Source organism: Providencia rettgeri, assembly GCF_041075285.1.
GTDB lineage: Bacteria > Pseudomonadota > Gammaproteobacteria > Enterobacterales > Enterobacteriaceae > Providencia > Providencia rettgeri_G.
This window is the reverse complement of record NZ_CP163512.1, coordinates 3,062,542-3,087,933: the sequence shown is the minus strand read 5'-3', so window position 1 is coordinate 3,087,933 and position 25,392 is coordinate 3,062,542. Positions and strand designations below refer to the sequence as shown.

The window sequence follows — 25,392 nt, the reverse complement described above, 5'->3', positions numbered from 1 at the left end:
AATCGAACCCATAGGGCAGCGTTTAGGGACAATACTTAATTCAAATTGTTGTCAGTCAGCACGACGGAGACATATAGCCATTCTTGGGATCGCTTTTTGACCTTTTTAACGGTAAAAATCAGCAGGAAAGATCAACAGTGCCAAGAGATACACAGTAAAAACTAAAGATCAGTTTTTACTGTGTTGATTAATTAAAACAGATAATTATGCAGGATCAACAGGATAGCCAGCTTCTTTTAAAGCTGTGCGTAAGACATTCTCCTCAGCTTGGGTCTGTATTTGCACCTTGCGATTAGCCGGGTCGGTTTCGACGATCGCTTTTTCATCGAGTTCTAATATGACTTTTGTGACTGATTTTGCACAGCCACCACAGGTCATGTTGGGGATAGTAAAATTCATCATATTGTTTTCCTTATTTTGTTGAGGGTTACTGATTAATTTACGCCTTTCCATCGTGGCAAGGTCAATAGTAGATATCGCTATGCGTTAAAAAATGATGGTTACGTAGGTGTAGGAGGAGTAAATCGTGGAAATTTGGGATTGTTTTCCACTTTGTCACTGACAGGTTTAACAAGCTCAGCGATAATCGAACAGTCTGGCTGATCATTGCCTTGGCAATTGAGTGCTAGATGTTCAAGTGTTTTAGCCATATCCTGTAGTTCATTGATTTTTTTATTAAGTTCCGCTAAATGTGTGAGTGCCATTGTTTTCACGTGAGCACTCGCTCGCTGGTTATCTTTCCATAACACCAGTAAGGTAGCGATTTGTTCACTGGAAAAGCCTAAATGGCGAGCACGGCGAATGAGGCGAAAACTTTCAAGATCTGATTGCGTATAATGACGATAACCTTTATCTGTTCGCTTTGCCTTTGGCAGCAAACCTGTTTGCTCATAGTAACGGATCATTTTTGCTGAGATACCGGAAAGTTTGGCTGCTTGACCAATATTCATCATTATTCCCCCTTTAACAGTATGATATCCTTTGGAACTCGGTATTTATTACTTCTCATGCCCGTGTTGAAGCGCCATGATAAGGTTTGGTTTTTGTGATAAAAAAGTGCCGTAAAATACCTGTTCTCCAATGAGTGTGATTGGCGCGACACGAACGCCAGTTCGTGCTTTTGCTTCTGCCATAATTTCTGGGTCTGTGAGATCTCGCTCTTCAAAAGTCAGTTGCTGTTTAATCAACCACTCTTTTAACGAGTGGCAATCTGGGCAGGTAGGGGTGGTATAAATTGTAATATGGGGTTGCGAAGTTAATGCCATTACGTTCTCCTTAGATAATGGAAGCCAGAACGAAATTACTGTCTGGCTTGTGGATTTCTATTTAGCCGAGATTGTTGTCATCGGTGCTTGAAAGCGTTTAAGGCGTAAGGCGTTACCCAATACAAAGACACTAGAAAGCGCCATTGCTGCTGCCGCTAAGATTGGTGAAAGCAACGTTCCATTAATTGGGTACAACAAGCCAGCGGCTACTGGGATCAACAGTGCGTTATAAGCAAATGCCCAAAACAGATTTTGTTTGATATTACGGATGGTAGCTTGGCTTAACGCAATCGCATCAACAACGCCACGTAAGTCACCTGACATTAAGACAACATCGGCAGCTTCAATAGCAACATCTGTTCCTGTTCCGATGGCTAATCCAACATCGGCTTCTGCAAGTGCTGGTGCATCATTAATACCATCCCCCACAAAAGCGACTTTATTACCATTGCTACGGAACTGTTTTAAAGCGGCAACTTTACCGTCAGGTAGGACTTCCGCTGCCACTTCATCAATACCAAGTTGTTTTGCGATTGCGGCAGCGGTCGCTGCATTATCACCGGTGATCATGGCGACTTTGAGCCCTAAATCATGCAGTGCTTTAATGGCGTCTGGTGTGGTTTCTTTCATAGGGTCAGCGACGGCAATAATGGCAGCTAAACGTCCATCAATTGCGGCATATAGTGGGCTTTTACCTTGTTCACCTAAACGTAAAGCAGTTTGTTGGAATTGACTGACCTCTAAACCAAGCTGTTTCATAAATCGGTCGGCTCCTACCGAAACCGAACGACCGCCAACTTGTGCTGAAATGCCAAATCCAGGTATAGCTTCAAATTCTTCAATGGTCGCAAGTGTGATCCCTTTCTCTTTCGCCGCAGCAACAATCGCTTCAGCAATGGGGTGTTCAGAGCGAGTTTCAATGGCAGCGACTAAGGCTAAAACTTCGTTATATTCAAACCCTTCAGATGGGATCAGGTCGGTTAATTCAGGACGACCTTTTGTCAAAGTCCCTGTTTTATCCAAAGCGACAACACTAACATCACGCAAAGCCTGTAATGCTTCACCTTTACGGAAAAGAACTCCTAATTCTGCTGCTCGCCCAGTACCGACCATAATCGATGTTGGCGTTGCAAGTCCCATCGCACAAGGACATGCAATAATTAAAACCGCAACGGCATTAATTAAGGCAAAAGTGAGTGCAGGATTTGGACCAAAAATTAGCCAAATAAAGAAGGTGATGATGGCACCAGCCATTACTGCGGGAACAAACCACATCGTGACTTTATCGACGAGTGCTTGAATAGGAAGTTTCGACCCTTGGGCTTCTTCAACTAAACGAATAATTTGCGCCAAAACGGTATTTGAACCAATTTGAGTAACACGGAAACTAAATGCTCCCGTTTTATTGATGGTGCCACCGACAACTTCAGAACCGATCTCTTTTGAGACAGGGATGGGTTCACCAGTGATCATGCTTTCATCAACATAAGAAGCTCCTTCGATGACGGTACCATCGACAGGAATTTTTTCACCAGGTCGCACAAAAACAATGTCATCCATTGCGACTTGATCAAGGGGAATTTCAATCATTTCACCATTACGTTGCACTCGAGCTGTTTTAGCTTGTAGACCAACAAGGCGTTTAATTGCCTGAGAGGTTTTCCCTTTAGCGCGAGCTTCTAATGTGCGACCAAGTAGAATTAATGTCACGATCACGACCGCAGCTTCGAAATAGACATTCGCTGTCCCTGCGGGGAGAATTTGCGGCGTAAATGTGGCGACAACAGAATAGCCATATGCGGCCGCTGTCCCTACGGCAACCAATGAATTCATATCAGGTGCGGCACGGAGTAATGCTGGAACACCTTTTTGGAAAAAGCGTAAGCCTGGTCCAAATAAGACAATAGTGGCTAATATAAATTGGATATACCAATTAAGTTGTTGCCCGAGGTTATCAGCAACCCAGTGGTGGATACCTGGAATAAAGTGAGAACCCATTTCAATAATAAAGACAGGCAATGTAAATATTGCCGCAGTATATAACGACCGACGTAAAGAACGTTCTTCTTGCTCACGACGATCATCAGCTTGGTCATTTCCGTTGGTGCTTGTCTCGGATAAACGGCGAGGTTTATAACCTGCCTGCACAACCGCAGCTTCTAAATCTGCTATTGTCACTGCGCCTGATAGGTGACGAATATGTGCGCGCTCTGTCGCTAAATTGACATTGGCTTCAATTACGCCGGGTATTTGAGAAAGCGCTTTTTCAACGCGACCCACACAAGATGCACAGGTCATCTCTTCGATGCCCAAATCGGTTGTTTCTTCTCCGACCTTATAACCTGAGCTCTCAATAGCTTGGATAGCCACTTCGACATTTACAGGCCCTTTAAACGTAATATCTGCCCGTTCAGTGGCTAAATTAACAACCGCGGTGTCAATATTTTCAGCTGCTTTTAAGGCGCGTTCGACACGGCCCACACAGGATGCGCAGGTCATCCCTTCAACGGGTAAGCTTAGTCTATTGACTGAAGATTGAGATAGATTAGTCATGTAGTTATCCTCTTAGTATCATCATGCATAAAGCCTAATGTTTACCTTAAGGGGAAGGTCAAGAATTTTTTTTTAATGGCAATTTAAAAAGAGATAGCCACGATTTAATATGACTATCTCTTTGTTTTATTTGTATAATTGCAGATATAATTGGTACGTAAATATTTATCAAATGATTAACTTATAAGTGGTGATATTTAAATGACCAAATTCATTTAATATCATTTTTCTTTATTTACTATTACCCATAATTTGAAAATAGGTATTGCGGCAGGGAGATATTAGATTGAATGTTTAAGGCTACACAATATGTAACCTTAAACATGGAGTAGAGAGTGATACTTATTTGACTAACTTACAGGTGCGGCCTTTATCGTCAGTAGCGCGACCTTTCACAACATCTTCTTCTGAAATGGTGGATAAATTAAATTCATTGTTGCCTTTTGTCCAGATTTGGAAGTTTTCACCCACATAACGAGCTCCACTTGCGCTCGGTGCTTCTTTAAACACGATGAGTTCATCGCTATACAGAATGACAGCAGTTTTATCATTTGGGAATGATGCTTTTATTTTTTGTCCTTCACAGTTGTAGGTATCCGTTTTTGCAGCGAATACAGGTTGTGATAGAAAAATAGATGCTAAAGCAATAGCTGAAAGAATTCGAGTATTACGCATATATAAAGCTCCATTTAGAGAGTATAAAACCCAGAGTTACTTTATACTCTTATTGGGAGTAACATAATAAGACAATTCTGCAACAATTATAGGACTATTTGTCAATTTCCAGCAAAAAATAACTAACCAAGTTAAAAATTAGGATAACTATTTGGTGGAGGGTAATTAACTGTTTTTAATTGCAGGGGCAAGTATCAGTTCTGCACCACACTGTGCTTGGAACTGTTTTTGAATGTCCGGTGGGAGATTACTGTCAGTGATAATATGGGTAAGTTCATCCATATGTGCAACACGAAATAGCGACCACTTTCCATACTTACTGCTATCAGCCAACATGACAGAGCGAGTGGCATTGGCAATCAGGTCATGTTTTAACCCAGATTTTTCTTCTGTCGGTGTTGTGATCCCTTTTTCTAAACTCCAAGAATTGCAACTAATAAAAGCTATATTAGGGTAGATGCCACGAAGTAACACCCGACCGTGATCGCCTATGCAGGATTGGCTGCTATCATCAATTCGTCCACCAATAATGGTGACTTCAATTTGCTTAAATTCAGATAAGAACAGCGCAATGTGGAGGTCGACAGTGACCACTCGAAGTGTCATATGAGTGAGTTCACGCGCTAACTCTAACATGGTGGTTCCCGCATCTAATAGCACGGTGTCACCCGGTGAAATTAAACGTGCAGCCGCTTTTGCAATTGCTCGTTTTTCTTTTAAATTGAGTTGGTTTTTTTCAAAAGTAGTTGGCTGAACAGGGATAAAGCGGTTAAGGCTAACACTGCCATGAGTGCGAGTGATCACCCCTTGTTCATTGAGTTTGATCAGATCACGGCGGATGGTTGCAGCGGAAACGGATAGCGCCTGAACGAGTTCTTCGACAGTGACTAGGTTATGTTGTTTCAGATACTCAAGGATTAAATCAAGTCTATCCATTCCACTCATTGGTTACACTACGTTCATTGCTAATTTAAGGGAGATAGCCATGCTCTCAGGATTTGCTTTACCTGTCCATGCAATATCAAATGCGGTTCCATGATCCGCAGAGGTACGTAGGAAAGGTAAACCAGCCGTGATGTTGACACCATCATAGAAACCTAATAATTTCAATGGGATGTGCCCTTGATCATGGTACATGGCAACAACAATGTCATATTGCCCTTGATAAGCTTGTAAAAACACCGTATCCGGCGGACAAGGACCATAAACATCAATACCCTCAGACCTTACCTGTTTTATAGCAGGTTGTAAATATACGATTTCTTCATTACCAAATAAGCCATTTTCCCCTGCGTGCGGATTAACGCCTGCGATGGCGATACGAGGTTTGTCATAACCAACACGTTGTAAAAATTGTGCCGCCATACGTGCTACTGTTGCAATGCGCTCACTGTTTAAGGTGTCTAAAAATGTTCGTAAAGCGATGTGAGTCGTGACGTGGATCACTTTCAATTTTTCAGTATATAACACCATTGCGTAATCTTTGGTGTTGGTGAGTTGTGCAAGTAATTCAGTATGACCAGGGTAGTTATGCCCTGCTAAATGTAATGCTTCTTTATTTAAAGGCGCAGTTGCAATCGCTTTGACTTCCCCAGCGAGTGCTAATTCGGTTGCTCGTTTGATACAACGAAAAGCCAGATCCCCAGATTGGGCTTGTACTTTGCCTGGTATTAGCGTTTCGGGCTTTTCTAATGGTTCATTAATGACATTAATCACTCCTTCAGCAAATTGTGCTTCACTGACTTGGTTTATCACATTAATAGTGATTTTCGGAACGATGTCTAAATTGATTAGCCGTTGGAAGGTCGCCGCACAACCAATGACGACGACAGGTGCTCCTACGAGTTCTCCCTCAGCTAATGATTTAATAATAATTTCAGGGCCAATACCCGCAGCATCACCCATCGTAATGGCGACAACATTATTTTTCACGATAAACTTCCTCGATGTATTTGATTGCTTCGCATAAAGTTGTGATTTGACCGAATCCGCCCGCCTTAGTTATGACGGGTAAATCATCTATCTCACTATCAATAAAGGTGCCACATGGAATACAGGGCAAAACCTCTGATTGGATCCGATAACCTTTAGCGCCCAAGGTGTTGGCAACTGCAATCGCAATGTCTCCACCTGTTAAAAAAAGACCCCCGATGCTGGCAACAGACAGCGTATTTAATGTCAGCAAGCTAATGAAATTGCTGACAGATTTTCCCAATTCATTACGCGTTAAACCGTAAGTTGAGCACAAGTCATCAATATGATGACGTTCTTCAACATCACGGCATGTACGTATGATGGTATGTTTTTTTTGGTTTAATTCTTGACCTATTTTCTTTATCAACACCGCCATATAGTCCTCGCTTGTGGCAGCGTCAATGATTTGTTTCATTTCAACATCAATCACACTAGCGTTACAGTGCTTTTGTGCATAACTGACTTGTTCAATCGTTGCGCTACTCATCGAACCCGCAACGATAAATAGAGGTAGTTCACTACGTTCTTGTGTATAACTGTGTTTTGGTAAAGCATTAGCAAATCCCGCGGCACCGACTAACAAACAAGGTTGATTGAGTGCTAAGGTAGCTTCTGCGATCAAATTAAGATCATCATCATTTTGGGCGTCAATAACGATAACTACGGGTTGTTTTGCCGCGAGTTCCTGTAAATTTTGTTGCAAATGGGAACTGCGAACGACCGCTAAGTCCACTTCTTGTACACCAAGGTTTGATTGGTGGTTTATGATAGTTTTGATGCGTGATGAAATAATTGGGGTTTTTGGATCAGATGCAAATTCGGTATCCAGCAAAGGAACACCATTGACGAGGCATTCCCCATTAACGGTTGTACGCCCAGCCGCAGGAATAGCCGCTGCAACAATTGCCACTGATAGCTGCGCTGCTTTCATGATTGTTTCAATTTCTGCGCCAATATTCCCTCGAAATGTTGAATCGATTTTTTTATAAATAATAGGGGGCTGTGGTGTAGTCAAAAAGGGCTTGATGCTACCTCGGATGATTTCCGAGGCATTTTCTGGTGTTAGTGCGCGGCTTTCCGTATTCAGTACCACCACGTCAGCAAACCATGAGTGTTTTTGTTGGCTATCCAATAAAATTTCAGTACGCGCTTGTTTTTTCGCAAATTGTACACCTGTGTCATTTGCCCCCGTAAAATCATCCGCAATGACGAGAAGTTTCATATTCGGCTCCTTATTCAGCGGCTTGCGGTTGTTTTGCTTGTTGGCGTTTCGCTACCCATGACGTCAAAATGGGAGTCAATATTGCTGTGGTGATCACGGAAGCTGCGATCAATGGTGCTGCGGCTAAGGCGATAGTTTCTAAAGAAGGATCGGCTTGAGCGATAGCAAGCGGTGTTGCCACGGCGTTACCTGCGGTACTGGATGCCGCTGCCCCCGCAACTCCTGATCCCCCTACAAGACGATCAGCACGGATATTGAACCAACCACCAACAAATGTGGTTAACACGCCCAATAAAATCCCAGCTAAGCCACCTTGTAGTAACATATCAAGGTTGATACCAGCGCCTAGTGCAAAGGCAAAAAATGGGATCAGGATTGGTCCGCCTTTAGTTAGAAAATCGCGCATTTGTGGGTCAAGGTTCCCCAGGATCATCCCGACGACAAGCGGGATCAAGACCGCAACCAGTGCCATTAGTGGAATATTGGCCATGCCTGCTGCACCTAATGCAATCATGGTAAAGAATGGGCCATCATTGAGGGATAAAATGGAAATTGCACCCACATCACGCTGATTACCGAATTCTCCAACAAGTGCGGCATATAACCCGCCATTTGAATTACTCATTGCAGCAATAATGGCAACGCCTGTTAATCCAAATATCCCTTCCATGCCAAATAGATAATCGACACTAAGGCCAATAGCAATGGCAACGACGAGTTTAGTAAGAGTGATAGTACCACCTTGTAATAAGGCTTGGGGAGCAGCTTTAAAGCTAATTCCTGCCCCCATACATAGCAAAAATGCGCCAATTAGCGCTGGGGCACCGTTTTTGAATAATGAAGTCGTAAAGCCACCTATTTCTAAGGCTTGAGGAGCAAAGGTGTTGATTAAAGCACCGAGCACTAATGGGACAACCATCATCCCACCGGGAATACGTTCGATTGATTTTTTTATCTGCATGGTTTTCTCCGCCATGATTTATTTTAGTCATTTTGATTATATTTAATCATTATTAATTGACAGTGATCGCGATCGCAATTTGACCAATAGTACGTATTCGTGTTTTTTATAGGGTTAATTCCGACTTTATTGGTTTTTTATCTTATTCTTATGATGGTTTTATTGATTATCGTGATGATTATTAATCATAACCAATATGTTTTGATTGAAAATAATCATTTTCGAGGGGGGCGAATAGTGTGTTATGAAGATTGGGTCTTTGGTTATGGGGGAAGGCTAAACTGACAAAAAAATAGCACTGTAGTCAACGCTTACAGTGCTATTTAGGTTTTGTTCAATTAATGACTATTGTGCTTCACTTTGTTGCACATAGGGTGTGTAAACCCCCGTTAGGCTCTTCAGGAAGGCGACAATATCGTCGACATCTTTTTGTGGCAATTCTTTACCCACTTGGTAGCGTAGCATCAGTTTGACGGCTTCATCTAAGGTTGCCACATCGCCACGGTGGAAATATGGGGCGGTTAACTCAACATTGCGCAGTGTCGGGACTTTCTGACGTAGTTTATCGCGTTCGTCAGAAGTCACATTCATACGACCAATGTCTTGTGCGGTGACTTCACCAAATTCATAGTCTTTCTTCAAGCCTAATGGTTCGAAAGAACGACCACCGAGAATAATGCCGCCGTGGCATGTTGCACACTTATTCTCTTTAAATAACTGATAACCATGCAATTGTTGCGCTGTCAGTGCCGTGTTGTCACCGCGTAACCAATTATCGAATGGTGAGTCTGGGGTGATTAACGTTTTTTCGAATTCCGCGATAGCATCGGTGATGTTGTCGCCCGTGAACCCTTCAGGGTAAACGGCATTGAAATCCTGTTTTAATACCGGGTCTTTATCCAGTTTTTCAATGATTTCATCCCATGATTTAGATGCCATTTCAATTGGGTTCAATGGCGGTCCTCCGGCTTGTGCCTGTAAATCAGGAGCACGACCATCCCAGAATTGCTCGACGTTAAATACGGCGTTAAATACTGTTGGTGCGTTGATTGGGCCAACGGCACCCCCAACACCAATAGAAGTCTTACGACCATCAACCCCACCCGCGTTCAGCGCGTGGCAGTGAGCACAAGAAATGGTGCTGTCGCCAGATAAACGCGCATCGTGGTATAGGCGAAAACCTAGCGCCACTTTCTTATCATCTACTTTTAGTGATTTAGGGATAGGTTGGATTGGTTCGTTGCGGTGCTCAGCAGCGGTATCTTCAGTGGCATAATGCTCTGCACGTTGCTTCGCAATCCAGCTCAGTAGCTTAGTGCGCTCTTCGTCACTCACGCTGCCAGCCCAGTGCAGTGCGACATAGCGTGTTGGTGGCATTGTGTGGTTTTGCATCACCCACTCAATTTTATTTAATTCACTCTGAGGAACGGGTTCTCCCGCAATTAATGCAGCGCGGGCAGCTTCAAGGTTAAAGGATTTATAACCGAGCTGAATATCGTATTCCATCAATTGTTTAGCAATTGGAAATGAGGCATAAGCAGGTAAATCCGTTGACGGCGTGTGACAGTAATCGCATCCTTTTTCAGCAAAGAATTGGAGGACTTGATTATTTTCTGCAATTTTAGATGTCTGAATGTCATTATTTTTTCTTCGTTGATCATCGTGGTACCACACATATCCCGATAACCCAAAGTAACCGAGTAAAAGTAAAAATATGACAGCGACCGTAATGCGAGTAAGTTTTTTCATTACACTATCCTTGGAAGATTGCGGTCAAATATAGTTAAATATTTTTAGTTAATATAATCCTACAGCCGGACTATGATGGATAATTAAAGTGAATTTGTTCTTGATTTTTATCAATGATGTCCATTGGTTTAATCGATTGCTGAAATAAGATTTGCCTATCAATGGAATTAAAATATATTTTTATAATGATTTTTTCTATCTATTGCTTTGATTTTAATGGATTATTTATTTTTTCATAATTTCGTTTTTATTTTAAATCATCATTTATTATTGACAAGTCAGTAATGATGACTTCGTTATTATTTCAAATAATTTAAGTAATTTTAACCGTTTTTTATATAACTTAAGGTCAGTTTTATCTTTGTTGTAAATTAAATGCCTATTTAAAATGAATAAAATAAAGAAATAAATAAAGTGTAAAGCAAAAAATAATAAGACGAAAATGGTGTTTTATTTTTATCCCATCACAGCGAAATAGTGAAAATCAGTAAATTCCCCCGTTTAAACATATTTTCTCAAGATATTTTCCCACGACAAGCGAGTGTCGATAAGAGCATTTACCCTCCAATCTTATCGTCATTAGTGTCGATCTTCCTTTTTTATTTAGTTAACTAATTGATAATTAATAAAAATAATCATGGCATGAAATATGCTAAGACAGCTATATCAATATTAATAATTCGACCAATTTGATTGGAGGGTAAGGCGAATGAATCGCTTTGTGATTGCCGACCCGCAATTATGTATCGGATGTAATACCTGCATGGCAGCCTGTTCAGAAACACACAAGGCACAGGGATTACAATCACATCCGAGACTAAATGTGGTGAAAGTAGGAGAGCTAACCGCCCCGATGTTGTGTCGTCAGTGTGACGATGCACCGTGTGCGCGGGTGTGCCCAGTGAACGCGATTACACATGACAATGGCATGATCGTGTTGAATGAGAGCCTGTGCATTGGTTGTAAGCTGTGCGGCTTGGTGTGTCCGTTTGGGGCGATCACACCATCCGGTAGTAAACCTGTCAATATGCCTGATTTCTTTGAGCAATATGTACCGAAAGAGATGCTGCTTGATGTACCAGACAGTTTACCGACCATGAACCCATTTTTAGCGTGGAATGCGGGCATTCGCAATATCGCCGTGAAATGCGATTTATGTGATTTTAGCGAAAATGGACCTGCATGTGTGAAGGTTTGCCCAACGGATGCCCTCCATCTGGTTGAGGAAAGCCAATTGGAAAACGAAAGTGCGAAACGCCGCAATGCGTCTGTCGATGCAATGCCGCCAGAGTTCGACATTTTTGTCTCACGGCAGGAGAACCTCTAACATGACAGCGCTTCAATTACTTTTGTGGTCAATTGCGTTATATACCGTCGGTGGGTTTGCCTCGTTGCTGTTTAAGCGCCAAGAAAAAATCGCCATTTATGTGGCAGGGATTTCGGCGATTATCGGTGGCTTATTAGGGTTGTTTAGCGCCATTCCAGTTTTAATGAATGGTGAAGTCCTGACGTATATGGCACAAGGGCCGTTCCCATTTGCTCATTTTGTCGTTCGGATGGATGGCTTAGCCGCCTTTATGGTGATGGTGATTTCGTTGCTGGTTACCGTCAGCGCCCTATATTCATTGAATTATGTTCAGGAGTATTGTGGACGTGGGGCTTGGAGCATGGGCTTCTTCCTCAATATCTTTATCGCCTCCATGGTGGCGCTGGTGGTGATGGATAATGCGTTTTATTTCATTATCTTATTTGAAATGATGTCACTCGCATCTTGGTTCCTCGTTATTGCTGATCAAGATGACAAATCCATTCGCGCTGGCTTGCTGTATTTCTTTATCGCCCATGCGGGTTCGATCTTGATCATGATAGCGTTCTTCTTAATGTGGCGACAAAGTGGCAGCTTAGACTTCGACTCCTTCCGTCAACTTACGCTTTCGCCAACGATGGCATCGATAGTGTTTTTATTGGGATTTTTTGGCTTTGGTGCCAAAGCAGGGATGCTTCCATTACACAGTTGGTTACCACAAGCTCACCCCGCAGCACCGTCACATGCCTCCGCGTTGATGTCAGGGGTAATGGTGAAAATCGGTATTTTTGGGATCAGCAAAGTGGCTATCGACTTGCTAGGTGCAACTCAAGGTTGGTGGGGCATTGTGGTGTTGGCCTTTGGTGCTGTCTCTTCTGTTCTTGGTGTGATGTATGCACTGGCGGAGCACGACATTAAGCGCTTGCTAGCATGGCATACCGTTGAAAATATCGGCATTATTTTGATGGGTGTCGGCGTTGGTATGGTCGGTATGGCAAATAATATGCCGGTACTCGCGACCATAGGTCTGCTCGGCGCGGTTTACCATCTGCTTAACCACGCGGTATTTAAAGGGCTGTTGTTCCTAGGCGCAGGGGCGGTGATTTATCGTATACATACCCGCGATATGGAAAAAATGGGGGGATTAGCCAAATTAATGCCATTGACGGCAACCGCCTTTTTAATCGGCTGTATGGCGATTTCTGCTTTACCCCCCTTAAACGGTTTTGTTAGTGAGTGGTACACCTATCAATCCCTTTTCTCAATGAGCCATGAAGGCACATTCATCATGCGTATCAGTGGTCCTATCGCCATCGTGATGTTAGCCATCACAGGGGCGCTGGCGGCGATGTGTTTTGTCAAGGTGTATGGTGTGAGTTTCTGTGGCGGTGCGCGCAGTGAACAAGCGACAAAAGCACGGGAAGTTCCTTGGACAATGACCGCAGCCATGCTGGTTTTAGCCGCTATCTGCGTCATTTTAGGCGTGGGGGCTAGTGTGATTGCCCCTGTATTGGCGAATGTGGCGATGTCATTAACCAGTGCAACAGATATCACGGTTGCCCAAGGGGCGATGTTAATGCCTGATAGCGCAGCACAAGCAATGATTTCCCCAGCGATGACTTTCGTTCTGTTACTCGCTTTACCGCTTATTCCTTTCATTATTTATCTGGTGTTCAAAGGCAAGCAAATGAGCTATCGCCGCAAAGGGGATGCGTGGGCGTGTGGTTATGCATGGGAAAAAGACATGTCAGTGTCTGCGGGGGGCTTTACTCAACCGCTGCGTTCTATGTTTGCACCGCTTTACCGTATGCGTGAGCAACTCGACCCATCGGATCGTTTAGCGCAAACCTTAGAGATGACGAAAACAGGGGCGGGTAATGTTGAGCCTTTCTGGGATGAGAAGATTATTTACCCATTTGTCCGTTGTATTAATCGGATCGCGAAGCGCATGCAGTGCTTACAAGGCGGAGACTTCAGGCTGTACTGCCTGTATGTTGTTGCTGCGTTGGTGGTGTTGCTTGTCGTGATCGCGGCGTAGGGGGAGAAACCATGACAATTCAAGAAGCACCAACATTGATGATGGGGTTCTTTGCCGTAATCCAAGCCGTGATTTTGCTGCTGCTAACGCCATTATTTACCGGTATTTCACGGCAAATTCGCGCCAAAATGCATTCGCGCCAAGGCCCAGGTATTTGGCAGGATTATCGCGATATCACCAAGTTACTAAAACGCCAGTCTGTTGCGCCACGTGATTCTGGGATCATTTTTCGCATCATGCCGTATGTGCTGCTTGGCAGCATGTTGTTGTTAGCGATGGCTTTACCCGTTTTCACCTTGAACTCGTTATTTAGTGGTGCGGGTGACCTAATTATCGTGCTGTATATTTTTGCGCTCTTTCGTTTTTTCTTTTCACTTTCCGGTTTAGACACAGGTAGCCCATTTGCAGGGATTGGGGCAAGCCGTGAACTGACTCTTGGGGTGTTAGTTGAACCGATTTTATTCCTTGGCCTATTGGTGGTGGCACTGATCGCCGGCTCAACCAATATCGGCACGATCAGTTCGGTGATGAGTGAAGGTTGGATTTCGCCCACCGCCACTTTTTTAGCGCTGTTAGCTTGCGGTTTTGCCACTTTTATTGAAATGGGGAAAATCCCGTTTGATGTGGCCGAAGCGGAGCAAGAGCTACAAGAAGGGCCATTAACGGAGTATTCAGGTTCAGGCTTAGCCTTGGTGAAGTGGGGCATAGGCCTCAAACAAGTTATTGTTGCCGTGCTGTTTTTATCTATCTTTTTCCCATTTGGTAATGCCAGTGTGTTGACGGTAGGCAGCCTGCTGATGGCGTTGGTGCTATTGCTGGTGAAATTACTGGTGATTTTTGTACTGGCGTCGTTGGTGGAAAACAGTTTGGCGCGTGGTCGTTTCTTACTAACGCACCATGTGACTTGGTTAGGATTCGGTGTTGCAGCACTCGGATTCGTTTTTTATCTCACCGGTCTATAAGGAGCGACACAGCATGTTAGAAAATATTGCACTCGCCACGCTACTTATTCCATTTATTGGCGCGTTACTGGTGAGTAGCTTACCCACCCGCATGGCACCGTGGTTGAGTACCCTTGTTGCGCTAATTGCCTCAATCGGTACGGGGATCCTCGGCTGGTTGTATTTATCAGGCGGTAAAGTCGCCACCTCGCTGGTGCTTGTCCAAGCTGGTGAGGTCGAGTTATTTGGTTTCACCATTGACGGCGTTAGCACCTTAATTGCTTTTGCTGTCGTATTTTTGGGGTTTTTAATCTGTTTATATTCAACAGGTTATTTAACCGAAGGAAATCGTGAACACGCCCATGGGCCTACTCGCCGCTACTATGCATTTTTACTGGTATTTATCGGTGCAATGGCGGGAGTGGTGTTATCTTCCACCATTTTAGGTCAGTTGGTGTTCTTCGAAATTACGGGAGGATGTTCTTGGGCACTGATTGGGTATTACCAGACAGAGAAATCCCAACGCAGTGCCATGAAAGCGCTGTTGATTACCCATATCGGTTCGTTAGGGCTGTATTTGGCCGCTGCCACCTTATTTATTAACACAGGCACATTCGCCTTGAGTGCTATCGGTCAGCTCAATCAGCCAGCAAGTTTAATGGTGTTTGGCGGTATTTTATTTGCTGCATGGGGGAAATCAGCCCAACTTCCTTTACAAGCTTGGCTACCCGATGCCATGGAGGCACCTACCCCAGTGAGTGCTTACTTACATGCGGCTTCGATGGTGAAGGTTGGGGTGTATATCTTTGCCCGTAGCTTAATGTCTTCTGATCATGTGCCGGAAATCATTGGTTGGGTGGGTGTGGTGATGGCCGTCATCACGTTGGTTTATGGTTTTATGATGTACTTGCCGCAAAAAGACATGAAACGTCTGCTGGCATGGTCAACAATCACCCAACTGGCTTATATCTTCTTGGCGCTGTCTTTATCTGTATTTGGGTCGAAAGAGGCTTTCCAAGGCGGAATCGCCTATATCTTCAACCACGCTTTTGCCAAAAGCTTGTTCTTCCTTGTCGCGGGTGCGCTCAGTTATAGCTGCGGAACACGGATGCTGCCACGTTTACGCGGATTAGCAAAACGTTACCCACTATTGGGTGTTGGGTTTTGCGTTGCCGCACTGGCCATTGCTGGTGTACCACCGCTTAACGGTTTCTTCAGTAAATTCCCTATCTTTGCGGCAGGCTTCGCCCTTTCCGAACACTTCTGGATCCTGACGCCAATCATGGTGTTGGTGTTGATTGAGTCCGTCGCTAGCTTTGCATGGCTGCTGTACTGGTTTGGCAAAGTGGTGCCCGGTGAGCCAAGTGAAGAAGTGGCGAATGGTAGTGCTGTGCCATGGGCGATGCAGTGGGTGATTGGTTTACTGATCGTGATGTCCTTCTGTTCGAGTGTCATCGCTGTCATCTGGCTCGGTTAAGGGGGAGAGAGTATGACTGGTTCCATGATTGTGAATAATTTAGCGGGATTGATGATGATCACCTCGCTGTTAGTTATTGGGGTGAAACGCCCTGTGGCCTCGTGCTGGTTCTATGCCTTGCAATCGCTAGTATTAGTGGCGATTTTTGGCACCTTATCCCAGACCCTCGATGCTCCTGAATTAGCTATGTGGGCGGGTTCGGCGTTGATTACCAAAGTGATTTTAGTACCGGTGATTTTAGGTTATGCATTTCGCAAACTGTCAGATCCATCTGCCAATGGTGGGGTAATTAGCCCAGCATGGTTGATGTTAGCAGCGGCGGTGATTGTGGTGCTGTGCTGGTTTGTGGTCGAACCTATCAAACTGCCGATTGCTACTGAGCTTAAACCCGCCTTGGCGGTTTCCCTCGGTCACTTTATGTTAGGCCTACTGTGCATCGTCACGCAGCGCAATATTCTCAAACAGGCGTTTGGGTACTGCTTGATGGAAAACGGTTCTCACCTGACCTTGGCCTTACTCGCTTACAAAGCGCCGGAGCTGGTGGAAATTGGTATCGCTACCGATGCGATTTTTGCCGTGATTATCATGGCGGTACTGGCGCGTAAAATCTATCGCACGCTCAACACACTGAACGTGGATCAACTGACCGCGCTGAAGGGGTGATGAGATGAGTCAAAGCATGTTGTTAACGTTATTAATGGCAACGCCGCTAGTAATTTCACTGCTGGCCTTTGCATGCCGCTTACTGGGTAGCGGCGCAAAATTCGCAGTCACACTGGTGCATACTGTTGGTATTGTCGCGCTATTGGTGTTGTCATTGTGGATGGTCAACACCATCAGTGAGGTCGGTGATTTACTGATGGCAGGATATTGGATCCACCTAGATAGTCTGGCAGGGTTGTTTCTCGCCATCTTAGGGATTGTCGGCTTCTTAACCGGTCTGTATTCCATCGGCTATATGAACCATGAAGTGGCAGACGGGGAAATTAGTGTAAGAACGCTGTGTCATTATTACGGTTTCTTCCATCTCTTCTTATTCACCATGTTATTGGTGATCACCAGTAATAATCTGATCTTAATGTGGGCGGCGGTGGAAGCAACCACGCTCAGCTCGGCTTTCTTAGTGGGTATTTATGGGCAGCGTTCTTCATTGGAAGCGGCGTGGAAATACATCATTATTTGTAGCGTAGGGGTAGCGTTTGGTCTGTTCGGTACGATTTTGGTGTATGCGAACGCAGTCAATGTGATGCCAAACCCTGAGTTGGCCATTTTTTGGACAGAGGTACTGAAATACACCGAGTTACTTGATCCCACCTTGATGCACTTAGCGTTTGTCTTTGTGTTGATTGGTTTTGGTACCAAAACGGGTTTGTTCCCAATGCACGCTTGGTTACCCGATGCGCACAGTGAAGCACCAAGCCCAACGTCTGCATTACTTTCTGCGGTGCTGCTTAACTGCGCGCTGCTTATCATTATTCGCTATTACATCATCGTGACCTCAGCGATCGGTGGCGCATTCACTCAGACACTGCTTCTTGTATTTGGCTTACTCTCAGTGGCGGTCGCGGCGTTCTTTATCTTAGTGCAAAAAGACATGAAACGTCTGCTGGCCTATTCCAGTGTGGAAAATATGGGGCTAATAGCCGTGGCATTAGGCATCGGGGGACCATTAGGCGTGTTGGCCGCTTTGCTGCACACTCTAAACCACAGTTTGGGTAAAACCCTGCTGTTCTGCGGTTCTGGGAATGTTTTACTGAAATATGGCACGCGGGATATCACCGTAGTGAAAGGCTTACTGCGTACAATGCCATTTACGGCCGTGGTATTTGCCGGGGGCGCGTTAGCGCTGGGTGGTATGCCACCATTCAATATTTTCCTCAGTGAATTCATGATTGTGGTGGCAGGGATTGCGGCGAACCATTTTTGGCTCACACTGCTGGTTTTAGTATTAATCACCATCGTATTAGGCGGATTGGTGCGCATGATTTCGAAAACCTTATTTGGGGAACAACCGGATTGTGTGTCTCGTGGCGAGTTAGGGCTATTAACCACACTGCCAATGGCCATTCTCATCGTATTGATGTTAGTGATGGGGACGCATATTCCGCAGCCAGTTAGCCGTTTATTAGAAAATGCCGCCACTATTGTATTAACCGATAGCGCGGCAGCATCAGCAGAATCAACTCAATTACATTACCAATGGCCGTGGGGTGTGAGTGCCTCGACAGCATCAGTGCAGGAGAAATAACGTGAGCTATCAGAACTATACAGATACCCTTCAAGGCGTTCGTAAAGGCGTTGGCTACCTGACACAAGTGCGTGAGAAATTTCCGCATGCGGTGCTAGAACAAGAGTGGCAAACCGCTAACCAGCTCACCATCACGGTGAAAACAGATATGCTGCCTGAGGTGGTGGAGTTCCTTTACTACGGCTGCGGCGGGTGGTTGCCTGTTTTATGGGGCAATGATGAGCGCCCACTTAATGGTCAGTTTGCGGTGTATTACGCATTATCAATGGAAGAGGGGGAGAAATGCTGGGTGACGGTGAAAGCGTTTGTTAACCCAATTACCCAAGAATTTCCGTCGGTCACGCCACGTGTACCCGCAGCGGTATGGGGGGAGCGGGAAATCCGTGATATGTACGGTCTGCGTCCTGTTGGTTTACCTGATGAACGCCGTTTGGTTTTACCCGATGATTGGCCTGAAGATTTATATCCGCTGCGCAAAGACACGATGGATTATCGCCAACGCCCAGCACCCACCACAGACACGGAAACCTACGAGTTTATCAACGACAGTAAAACCCAAAGCCGCGTGGTGCCAATTGGCCCGCTGCATATCACCTCTGATGAACCGGGACACTTTCGCTTATTTGTTGATGGCGAACGCATTGTTGATGCGGACTACCGCATGTTCTATGTCCATCGTGGGATGGAAAAGCTGGCGGAAACCCGTATGGGATATAACGAAGTCACGTTTTTATCCGATCGTGTCTGCGGTATCTGCGGCTTCACCCATAGCGTGGCATACACCTCTTCGGTGGAAAATGCACTGGGTATCTATGTACCGCAACGGGCGCACACCATTCGCAGCGTACTTTTAGAAGTTGAGCGCCTTCACAGCCACTTATTGAATATCGGCTTAGCCAGCCATTTTACCGGGTTTGACACGGGGTTTATGCAATTTTTCCGCGTACGTGAAAAGTCCATGACCATGGCGGAATTGCTGACTGGGGCGCGCAAAACCTATGGCACCAACTTGATTGGTGGTGTTCGCCGTGATTTCCTCAAAGAACAGCGTGTGAAAACCATTCAGTTAGTCCAAGAGATGCGCCGCGATGTCACGCAATTAGTGGATATGTTATTGAGCACGCCGAATATGGAGCAGCGTACTGTGGGTGTGGGTCGTCTAGAGCCACAAGTTGCTCGCGATTACAGCCCTGTGGGACCAATGATCCGTGCGAGTGGTTTTAAACGCGATGTGCGTTTTGACCACCCATTTGCGGATTATGGCAATCTACCAAAAACCTTATTCAGTCTTGATGGTTGCGATGTGTATTCAAGAGTAATGGTGCGTATTAAAGAAACGTTGGACTCTCTGTCGATGATTGAATATGCGCTGGATAACATGCCAGAAGGGCCAATCCTCACGGAAGGCTTTACCTACCAGCCACATAAATTTGCGCTGGGTTATACCGAAGCGCCGCGTGGGGAAGATGTCCACTGGAGTATGTTAGGGGATAACCAAAAACTGTACCGCTGGCGCTGCCGTGCGGCAACTTATGCCAATTGGCCTGTACTGCGCTATATGTTGCAAGGCAATACGGTTTCCGATGCGCCGTTGATCATCGGTAGTCTTGACCCTTGTTACTCTTGTACCGACCGTGTGACGCTGGTGGATGTGAAAAAACGCAAAGCCAAAACCGTGGCATACAAAGAACTTGAGCAGCACAGCATCGACCGTAAACAGTCGATAATGAAATAGGCGGAGGGCATATTATGTTTAAACTATTTAAAACCCTTCAAAACGCAGGTGCAGCGACGGTGAAATATCCGTTCAAGCCCCTCGAAGTCGCACACGGATTTCGCGGTAAACCTGAATATGATCCTCAGCAATGTATCGCTTGCGGCGCGTGTATTTCGGCGTGCCCTGCCAATGCATTAACCATGGAAACTGACTTAGAAAGTGGTGAGCGCCGTTGGCAGTTATTTCTTGGGCGTTGTATATACTGTGCACGTTGCGAAGAGGTGTGTCCAACTCGTGCGATCCATTTAACGGAAGAGTTCGAAACGGCGGTCATGAACAAGGCAGACTTGTACATGAAAGGGACTTTTCGATTACAACATTGCCGTCAATGTGGCGAAGCATTTGCGCCTAAAAAATCGGTAGATTATGCGATGGCGTTAATGGTGGCGTCAGGTATCGAAGAAAGCGCTATTGAAGCGCTACGCCCGATGTATGAAACCTGCCCATCTTGCAAACAAAAAAATAATTTACTGAACAATGGTCGCCAAAATTTCCGCTTGCACATTGAGGGAGATAAATAATGAGTCTACCAGATATTCCTATTAATCATCATGTTAGCCAACCTCTCCAACTTGATGAACACGTGGCGAAACTGAAAAGCACACTGCTAAAAGACATCAAGCGCTCCGCCTATGTGTACCGTGTTGACTGCGGTGGTTGTAATGGTTGTGAAATCGAAATTTTCTCGGCAATTACCCCTGTTTTTGATGCAGAACGTTTTGGTATCAAGGTCGTTGCGTCGCCACGCCATGCAGATATTTTACTGTTTACTGGGGCTGTCACTCGTGCGATGCGCATGCCCGCATTGCGCGCTTATGAGTCGGCACCTGATCCAAAAATTTGTATCTCTTATGGGGCGTGTGGTTGTGGTGGCGGTATTTTCCATGATTTGTATTGCGTGTGGGGCGGCAGTGAACATATCGTGCCTATCGATGTGTGGATCCCGGGTTGTCCTCCTACACCTGCCGCCACTATTTATGGTTTTGCGGTCGCGCTTGGGTTACTGAAGCAAAAATTGTCAGCACAAGATCATCATGAGGCAGAAGGGGAGCGCGTGGAGCTTCTTTTACCATCCATTCCTTTAGCGACTCGGGTGATGATCGAACGTGAAGCACGCCGACAAGCAGGTTATTACCAAGGTCGCGAAATCAGTGATCGATTTTTATCCTTACTGGAAGGGGCAAGTCCTGATCAAGTTCAAACGACATTGCAAACGTGGCTGAATGAAGAGCAAGATCCCCGTCTGCGTGACATTGTTAACCGATTAGTCGCTGTGTTGAAGCAAGGAGGCATTCATGACTAGTCCTGCTTCGGCTAGCCCTTTGCCAACGGATGGCGAAGTCTTTTTTTGGTCTTTACGCCAAAAATTTGTCGACAGTGATGATGATATTCCTGAAGATGCCCAGCAGGTGATGTATTACTCGTTAGCAATTGGTCACCACGTTGGGATGATTGATTGCTTGAAAACCGAGTTAGTTTGCCCGCTGTCAGGTTATCAATCTTGGGTACAAGCGTTACCGGAGGGGGAGGCTCGCCGCAAGTTACAAGGGTTAATTACCTTTGGGGAAATTAATATCGACGCCACTCATACCAATATGTTGGCATTGGCATTAGACGGTTTTGCCAAAGATCCGCACTCCCCTTACCAAGGCTGGAGCGAAACCTTAATTCGGCTATTGGGGGAAATTGAACGTGAACCGGCGATTTATTTGATTGTGAAACGGCAGGGGGCGGGTCATACAACTAGACAAAGTTCCCTATCATTCGTCGATGAACCTTTTTTAAAAGATCCATCGCCCGCACCACATCAAGCGCCTGCGCAAAACCTGATGTTAGCTGTGGGCAATAGCATGATGGGGGACGATGGTGCGGGTCCGATGTTGTTCGATTTAATGCAAGCCAATCCGATTGACGGTTGGCAAGGGATTAATGGTGGGAGCAGCCCTGAAAGTGTGTCGCACCAAGTGCGCGCATTAAAACCCCAGCGTTTATTAATTGTGGATGCGGCAGATATTGGTTTAGCGCCGGGGGAAATACGGATTATTGACCCTGATGATATCGCAGAAATGTTTATTATGAGCACTCATAATTTACCGCTGAATTTTTTAATCGACCAATTAAAAGAGGATATCGAAGAGATTGTTTTCTTAGGTATTCAACCTGATTTAGTGGGGTTTTATCTGCCGATGACAGAGCCTGTCGTTGCTGCTGTGCAGCAAGTTTATCAAGCGCTTGCTAATGGGCAGTCTCTAAGTGAGTTTCGTGTGTTTGAAGGCGAAGAAGGCTGCTAAAGGAAAAAATAGTTTCTTTTATTGATGTTTGGGTTAATCCCAATTGGTTAGCAGGATTTCACCGCGTCTATTGAAAATAGAGGAGAGTGTATGGGGATTAAAACGGGTCCAAAGCCAATCGCAAAAACGACTGGAGAAAAGGATAAAAGGCAAAGGGTTGCCCCTGAAAACAAGGACAAGCATCCTGATCTAAAACCGCATAATCACAAAAAAGGTGATTAATAAATTTTGTTTCTATCCATCTACATCAGGCGGTAGTGTTCGATTCTACCGCTTATTACTCTTTCGCCTCACGATAAGAATCCCCTTATTTAATTTCACTTAATCACACCTATAATGGCTCATGAACAAAATTCAACCCATGGAGCTAATAATGCGGGGTAAGGGATTACTTTTATCTTTTTTAATCAGCGGGTTATTCTTACTTTCAGGTTGCCATAGTTTACTCAATCATTACTATGCGGACACCCTTGCAAAAACAGAAGGCCAGGTTATCTTGGCGGGATTAAAATCCCCCGTTAGCGTGCGTTATAATTCAATGGGCGTTCCTTTAATTAAAGGGGAAAACCTTGAAGATGTTTATCTGGTATGGGGGTATGTTCACGCATCTGAACGCATTAGTCATATGGAATTAATGCGGCTAACCGCACAAGGGCGTTTAACGGAGTATCTGGGTGAACCAGCCATTGGTATTGACAGTTTTATGCGTAAAATGCATTTTCGCGAAGCGGCAGATACCTTATATCATAATGTTAGCCCTCAAAACCGCCGTTACCTCGAAGCGTATGCAAATGGGGTAAACGCTTGGCTTGATAGTCATCAAGATAAGCTGCCTATGGATTTATCAGCTGCTAATTATAACGTACCCAAATGGCGACCTGATGACGCAATCCTTATTTTATCTCTTGCTAATTTTGGCTTGGCAGGCAACCTACACGAAGAGATAGATAGCTTAATTATCGCCCAACAATTAGATGCAAACCTGCTTCCTTGGTTATTTCCTACCTATCCCGATGAGCCGCTTCCCCATCAAGAAGCGAAAAAACTACAGGGGTTAGACTTGCGCCCATTAGCGCCTGAAATAGAACCGCTAACACTTGCCAGTCAATCTTTAAAAAATATTAATTTTCATGATGTTATGGCATCTAATAACTGGGCTGTTACCCGTGATCTTACGAAAAATAATGGGACATTACTGGCGAACGATACGCATCTTCCAATTGGTTTGCCATCGTTGTGGAGTTTTATTCAAATTGATACGCCTGAATTAGCTATGGCTGGCGCTGCAATTCCGGGGATCCCTGCCATTGTATTGGGTGGAACACCTGATTTGGCTTGGGGCTATACCATGGTGATGGCGGATAACCAAGACCTGTTTTTAGAGCAAATAAGAAAAACGGATAGCGGGTTTGAATACTTATATCAACAAAAATGGTACCCAGTTAAACAGACACAAGCGGTGTTTCATCTAAGAGGTAAACCCGATGTTGTGGAAAATATCTATCATACGCAGCATGGCACGTTACTCAATGAGTCACTGAAAGAACAAAGTTATCTACTGCAACCTCTTGAGGTGCAATCTCAATATGGCATAGCCCTGAGTACCCTGATGCCACAGAAAGATGATATTAGTATCAATGCGCTGATGGAGATCCCCAAACAAAAACAAGTGACTCAAGCGATTGAATTAGCAAAAGAAATTAAAGTTATTTCTGTCAATATGTTGTTTGCCGACAAACAACATATTGGCTGGCAACTGACAGGGAGTTATCCACTACGCAAAATGGGGCTGGGGTTATTTCCTTCTCCGGGATGGAATGGCGAATATGACTGGATTGGGACAGTATCTAACCAAGATTATCCTTCATCAATTAAGCACCGTAGTGCGTGGCTTGCGACAGCTAACCAGCGAGTGGTTGAGAAAGACTATCCCATTAATTTTTCACAAACATGGGCACATCCAGAACGTTTCGAGCGAATTTCTGAATTATTGAATGGGACGCGTCAACATGATGTTGCGACGATGCAACAGATACAGTATGACCAGTTAGATCCGATGGTTGCCAAATTGCAGCACTATTTAAAGGAACCTGAGTTAGAAACGGCTATTTCTCAGATGCCGCAACCGGAGCAAGAACAGGCCCGACTCGCGCAGCAACGTTTATTCGCTTTTGACGGTTATTTACATGCAAATAGTGCTGGCGCTGCGTTGTATAACTTATTTTTAGCCAATTTTAGTCAGCAACTGTTTGCCGATAAGTTTGCGCATTCTCCGCAGGCTTGGAAGGCATTTATTGAAAGTTCTAAATCTTATTCAGCTCAAGCAGATCATTTACTTTTTCAAAATGATCAAGGGATTAAGACCAGTCCTTTTTGGCAAAAAGCGACTCGCGCTCGCAGCGGTAAAGCATCGATTATCGCTTACTCACTGGCAATGGCACATCAGCAAGGGGAGCAGCAGTTAGGTAAAGACTATTCACGCTGGGAATGGGGACAATTACATCGATATAAATGGAACAGCTTGTCGTCACAAATGGCGGCATATTTGCCAAAACAACAGCGACGAACCATTGAGCGACTCGCTAGTTATCTAGATCGCGGGCCTTATCCTGCGGGTGGCAATCTGAATACGGTAAATATAGCAAGTTACAGTATGGGCGCTAATTTTGATACGTTGTTGATCCCGGCAATGCGTTTGATTGTGGATTTTAGCCAACCAGACTCTATATGGGTAATGAACAATACGGGACAATCCGCAAATCCAGCCAGTCCACATTATTCCGATAATATTGAAGATTGGTTAAGTGGCCAATATCAAAACCTTCCCTTTAGTGCGCAAGGGCAAGCCAAATGGTACAGCAGTAAGGTTTTACAGTTTGTGCCTCAAGCTATTTCAACACGAGCCGATTAAAGCG

General features: G+C 44.9%; 22 protein-coding genes and 1 pseudogene. 13 read left to right on the top strand and 10 right to left on the bottom strand.

All coding sequences use genetic code 11. From position 1 onward, the window contains the following. Positions 1-204 precede the first annotated feature (204 nt). The 10 genes from AB6N04_RS14055 to AB6N04_RS14010 form a co-directional block, all read right to left on the bottom strand. Positions 205-399, bottom strand: coding sequence for a heavy-metal-associated domain-containing protein (locus AB6N04_RS14055; protein ID WP_369312122.1), 195 nt, complete (start codon positions 397-399; stop codon positions 205-207). Positions 400-500: 101 nt separating this feature from the next. Then, positions 501-950 (bottom strand): Cu(I)-responsive transcriptional regulator, encoded by a 450-nt coding sequence (gene cueR / locus AB6N04_RS14050; RefSeq protein WP_369312120.1) that lies wholly within the window; start codon positions 948-950, stop codon positions 501-503. Positions 951-998: 48 nt separating this feature from the next. Further along, complete coding sequence (locus AB6N04_RS14045; protein ID WP_369308919.1) at positions 999-1,265, bottom strand: glutaredoxin family protein; 267 nt, start codon at positions 1,263-1,265, stop codon at positions 999-1,001. Between the two features lie 57 nt (positions 1,266-1,322). Continuing rightward, entirely contained in the window at positions 1,323-3,818 is a 2,496-nt protein-coding gene (locus AB6N04_RS14040) for a copper-translocating P-type ATPase (protein ID WP_369308918.1), read from the bottom strand. Positions 3,819-4,160: 342 nt separating this feature from the next. Beyond that, the gene (locus tag AB6N04_RS14035; RefSeq protein WP_369308917.1) at positions 4,161-4,493 is read right to left on the bottom strand and encodes an MliC family protein; all 333 of its coding nucleotides are present in this window, start codon (positions 4,491-4,493) and stop codon (positions 4,161-4,163) included. A 165-nt stretch (positions 4,494-4,658) separates the two neighbouring features. Beyond that, a complete protein-coding gene (locus AB6N04_RS14030; RefSeq protein ID WP_369308916.1) occupies positions 4,659-5,438 on the bottom strand; it encodes a DeoR/GlpR family DNA-binding transcription regulator in 780 nt (259 codons plus the stop codon). Between the two features lie 3 nt (positions 5,439-5,441). Further along, positions 5,442-6,425 carry a D-threonate 4-phosphate dehydrogenase gene (locus AB6N04_RS14025; protein WP_369308915.1) on the bottom strand — a complete coding sequence of 328 codons (984 nt, stop codon included), beginning with the start codon at positions 6,423-6,425 and terminating at the stop codon, positions 5,442-5,444. Next, entirely contained in the window at positions 6,415-7,689 is a 1,275-nt protein-coding gene (locus AB6N04_RS14020) for a four-carbon acid sugar kinase family protein (protein WP_369308914.1), read from the bottom strand. Before AB6N04_RS14020 ends, AB6N04_RS14025 begins: the two co-directional genes overlap by 11 nt. Positions 7,690-7,699: 10 nt before the next feature. Then, positions 7,700-8,650 (bottom strand): 2-keto-3-deoxygluconate permease 1, encoded by a 951-nt coding sequence (locus AB6N04_RS14015; RefSeq protein WP_369308913.1) that lies wholly within the window; start codon positions 8,648-8,650, stop codon positions 7,700-7,702. 345 nt (positions 8,651-8,995) lie between these two features. Next, a complete protein-coding gene (locus AB6N04_RS14010) occupies positions 8,996-10,399 on the bottom strand; it encodes a cytochrome c peroxidase (protein ID WP_369308912.1) in 1,404 nt (467 codons plus the stop codon). Positions 10,400-11,108: 709 nt separating this feature from the next. Between AB6N04_RS14010 and AB6N04_RS14005 the strand changes: the two genes are divergently transcribed. The 13 genes and pseudogenes from AB6N04_RS14005 (at position 11,109) to AB6N04_RS13945 (ending at position 25,388) form a co-directional block, all read left to right on the top strand. Then, complete coding sequence (locus AB6N04_RS14005; protein ID WP_369308911.1) at positions 11,109-11,726, top strand: 4Fe-4S dicluster domain-containing protein; 618 nt, start codon at positions 11,109-11,111, stop codon at positions 11,724-11,726. A 1-nt stretch (position 11,727) separates the two neighbouring features. After that, positions 11,728-13,743 (top strand): hydrogenase 4 subunit B, encoded by a 2,016-nt coding sequence (gene hyfB / locus AB6N04_RS14000; RefSeq protein ID WP_369308910.1) that lies wholly within the window; start codon positions 11,728-11,730, stop codon positions 13,741-13,743. Positions 13,744-13,754: 11 nt separating this feature from the next. Beyond that, positions 13,755-14,705 carry a respiratory chain complex I subunit 1 family protein gene (locus tag AB6N04_RS13995; protein WP_369308909.1) on the top strand — a complete coding sequence of 317 codons (951 nt, stop codon included), beginning with the start codon at positions 13,755-13,757 and terminating at the stop codon, positions 14,703-14,705. Positions 14,706-14,718: 13 nt separating this feature from the next. Further along, positions 14,719-16,161 (top strand): hydrogenase 4 subunit D, encoded by a 1,443-nt coding sequence (locus AB6N04_RS13990; RefSeq protein ID WP_369308908.1) that lies wholly within the window; start codon positions 14,719-14,721, stop codon positions 16,159-16,161. 12 nt (positions 16,162-16,173) lie between these two features. Continuing rightward, positions 16,174-16,824, top strand: coding sequence for a hydrogenase 4 membrane subunit (hyfE, locus tag AB6N04_RS13985; protein ID WP_369308907.1), 651 nt, complete (start codon positions 16,174-16,176; stop codon positions 16,822-16,824). 4 nt (positions 16,825-16,828) lie between these two features. Then, positions 16,829-18,409 (top strand): hydrogenase 4 subunit F, encoded by a 1,581-nt coding sequence (locus AB6N04_RS13980; protein WP_369308906.1) that lies wholly within the window; start codon positions 16,829-16,831, stop codon positions 18,407-18,409. Position 18,410: 1 nt separating this feature from the next. Then, the gene (locus tag AB6N04_RS13975) at positions 18,411-20,144 is read left to right on the top strand and encodes an NADH-quinone oxidoreductase subunit C (protein WP_369308905.1); all 1,734 of its coding nucleotides are present in this window, start codon (positions 18,411-18,413) and stop codon (positions 20,142-20,144) included. A 14-nt stretch (positions 20,145-20,158) separates the two neighbouring features. Next, positions 20,159-20,707 carry a hydrogenase 4 subunit H gene (gene hyfH / locus AB6N04_RS13970; RefSeq protein WP_369308904.1) on the top strand — a complete coding sequence of 183 codons (549 nt, stop codon included), beginning with the start codon at positions 20,159-20,161 and terminating at the stop codon, positions 20,705-20,707. Further along, complete coding sequence (locus AB6N04_RS13965) at positions 20,707-21,489, top strand: NADH-quinone oxidoreductase subunit B family protein (protein WP_369308903.1); 783 nt, start codon at positions 20,707-20,709, stop codon at positions 21,487-21,489. Before hyfH ends, AB6N04_RS13965 begins: the two co-directional genes overlap by 1 nt. Beyond that, positions 21,482-21,853, top strand: a pseudogene (locus AB6N04_RS13960) (formate hydrogenlyase maturation HycH family protein); the annotation flags it as partial. The gene AB6N04_RS13965 and the pseudogene AB6N04_RS13960, both read left to right, overlap by 8 nt. A 162-nt stretch (positions 21,854-22,015) precedes the next feature. After that, on the top strand, positions 22,016-22,477 hold the full coding sequence (gene hycI, locus AB6N04_RS13955; protein ID WP_369312118.1) for a hydrogenase maturation peptidase HycI: 462 nt from the start codon (positions 22,016-22,018) through the stop codon (positions 22,475-22,477). 90 nt (positions 22,478-22,567) lie between these two features. Further along, complete coding sequence (locus AB6N04_RS13950) at positions 22,568-22,699, top strand: hypothetical protein (protein WP_369308902.1); 132 nt, start codon at positions 22,568-22,570, stop codon at positions 22,697-22,699. Between the two features lie 151 nt (positions 22,700-22,850). Then, positions 22,851-25,388 carry a penicillin acylase family protein gene (locus tag AB6N04_RS13945; protein WP_369308901.1) on the top strand — a complete coding sequence of 846 codons (2,538 nt, stop codon included), beginning with the start codon at positions 22,851-22,853 and terminating at the stop codon, positions 25,386-25,388. Positions 25,389-25,392 lie beyond the last annotated feature (4 nt).

What these genes read in the sequence shown, in the direction of transcription:
- AB6N04_RS14055 (WP_369312122.1), bottom strand. Translation starts at nt 399, where the DNA reads ATGAATTTTACTATCCCCAACATGACCTGTGGTGGCTGTGCAAAATCA.
- cueR (WP_369312120.1), bottom strand. Translation starts at nt 950, where the DNA reads ATGAATATTGGTCAAGCAGCCAAACTTTCCGGTATCTCAGCAAAAATG.
- AB6N04_RS14045 (WP_369308919.1), bottom strand. Translation starts at nt 1,265, where the DNA reads ATGGCATTAACTTCGCAACCCCATATTACAATTTATACCACCCCTACC.
- AB6N04_RS14040 (WP_369308918.1), bottom strand. Translation starts at nt 3,818, where the DNA reads ATGACTAATCTATCTCAATCTTCAGTCAATAGACTAAGCTTACCCGTT.
- AB6N04_RS14035 (WP_369308917.1), bottom strand. Translation starts at nt 4,493, where the DNA reads ATGCGTAATACTCGAATTCTTTCAGCTATTGCTTTAGCATCTATTTTT.
- AB6N04_RS14030 (WP_369308916.1), bottom strand. Translation starts at nt 5,438, where the DNA reads ATGAGTGGAATGGATAGACTTGATTTAATCCTTGAGTATCTGAAACAA.
- AB6N04_RS14020 (WP_369308914.1), bottom strand. Translation starts at nt 7,689, where the DNA reads ATGAAACTTCTCGTCATTGCGGATGATTTTACGGGGGCAAATGACACA.
- AB6N04_RS14015 (WP_369308913.1), bottom strand. Translation starts at nt 8,650, where the DNA reads ATGCAGATAAAAAAATCAATCGAACGTATTCCCGGTGGGATGATGGTT.
- AB6N04_RS14010 (WP_369308912.1), bottom strand. Translation starts at nt 10,399, where the DNA reads ATGAAAAAACTTACTCGCATTACGGTCGCTGTCATATTTTTACTTTTA.
- AB6N04_RS14005 (WP_369308911.1), top strand. Translation starts at nt 11,109, where the DNA reads ATGAATCGCTTTGTGATTGCCGACCCGCAATTATGTATCGGATGTAAT.
- hyfB (WP_369308910.1), top strand. Translation starts at nt 11,728, where the DNA reads ATGACAGCGCTTCAATTACTTTTGTGGTCAATTGCGTTATATACCGTC.
- AB6N04_RS13995 (WP_369308909.1), top strand. Translation starts at nt 13,755, where the DNA reads ATGACAATTCAAGAAGCACCAACATTGATGATGGGGTTCTTTGCCGTA.
- AB6N04_RS13990 (WP_369308908.1), top strand. Translation starts at nt 14,719, where the DNA reads ATGTTAGAAAATATTGCACTCGCCACGCTACTTATTCCATTTATTGGC.
- hyfE (WP_369308907.1), top strand. Translation starts at nt 16,174, where the DNA reads ATGACTGGTTCCATGATTGTGAATAATTTAGCGGGATTGATGATGATC.
- AB6N04_RS13980 (WP_369308906.1), top strand. Translation starts at nt 16,829, where the DNA reads ATGAGTCAAAGCATGTTGTTAACGTTATTAATGGCAACGCCGCTAGTA.
- hyfH (WP_369308904.1), top strand. Translation starts at nt 20,159, where the DNA reads ATGTTTAAACTATTTAAAACCCTTCAAAACGCAGGTGCAGCGACGGTG.
- AB6N04_RS13965 (WP_369308903.1), top strand. Translation starts at nt 20,707, where the DNA reads ATGAGTCTACCAGATATTCCTATTAATCATCATGTTAGCCAACCTCTC.
- hycI (WP_369312118.1), top strand. Translation starts at nt 22,016, where the DNA reads ATGTTAGCTGTGGGCAATAGCATGATGGGGGACGATGGTGCGGGTCCG.
- AB6N04_RS13950 (WP_369308902.1), top strand. Translation starts at nt 22,568, where the DNA reads ATGGGGATTAAAACGGGTCCAAAGCCAATCGCAAAAACGACTGGAGAA.
- AB6N04_RS13945 (WP_369308901.1), top strand. Translation starts at nt 22,851, where the DNA reads ATGCGGGGTAAGGGATTACTTTTATCTTTTTTAATCAGCGGGTTATTC.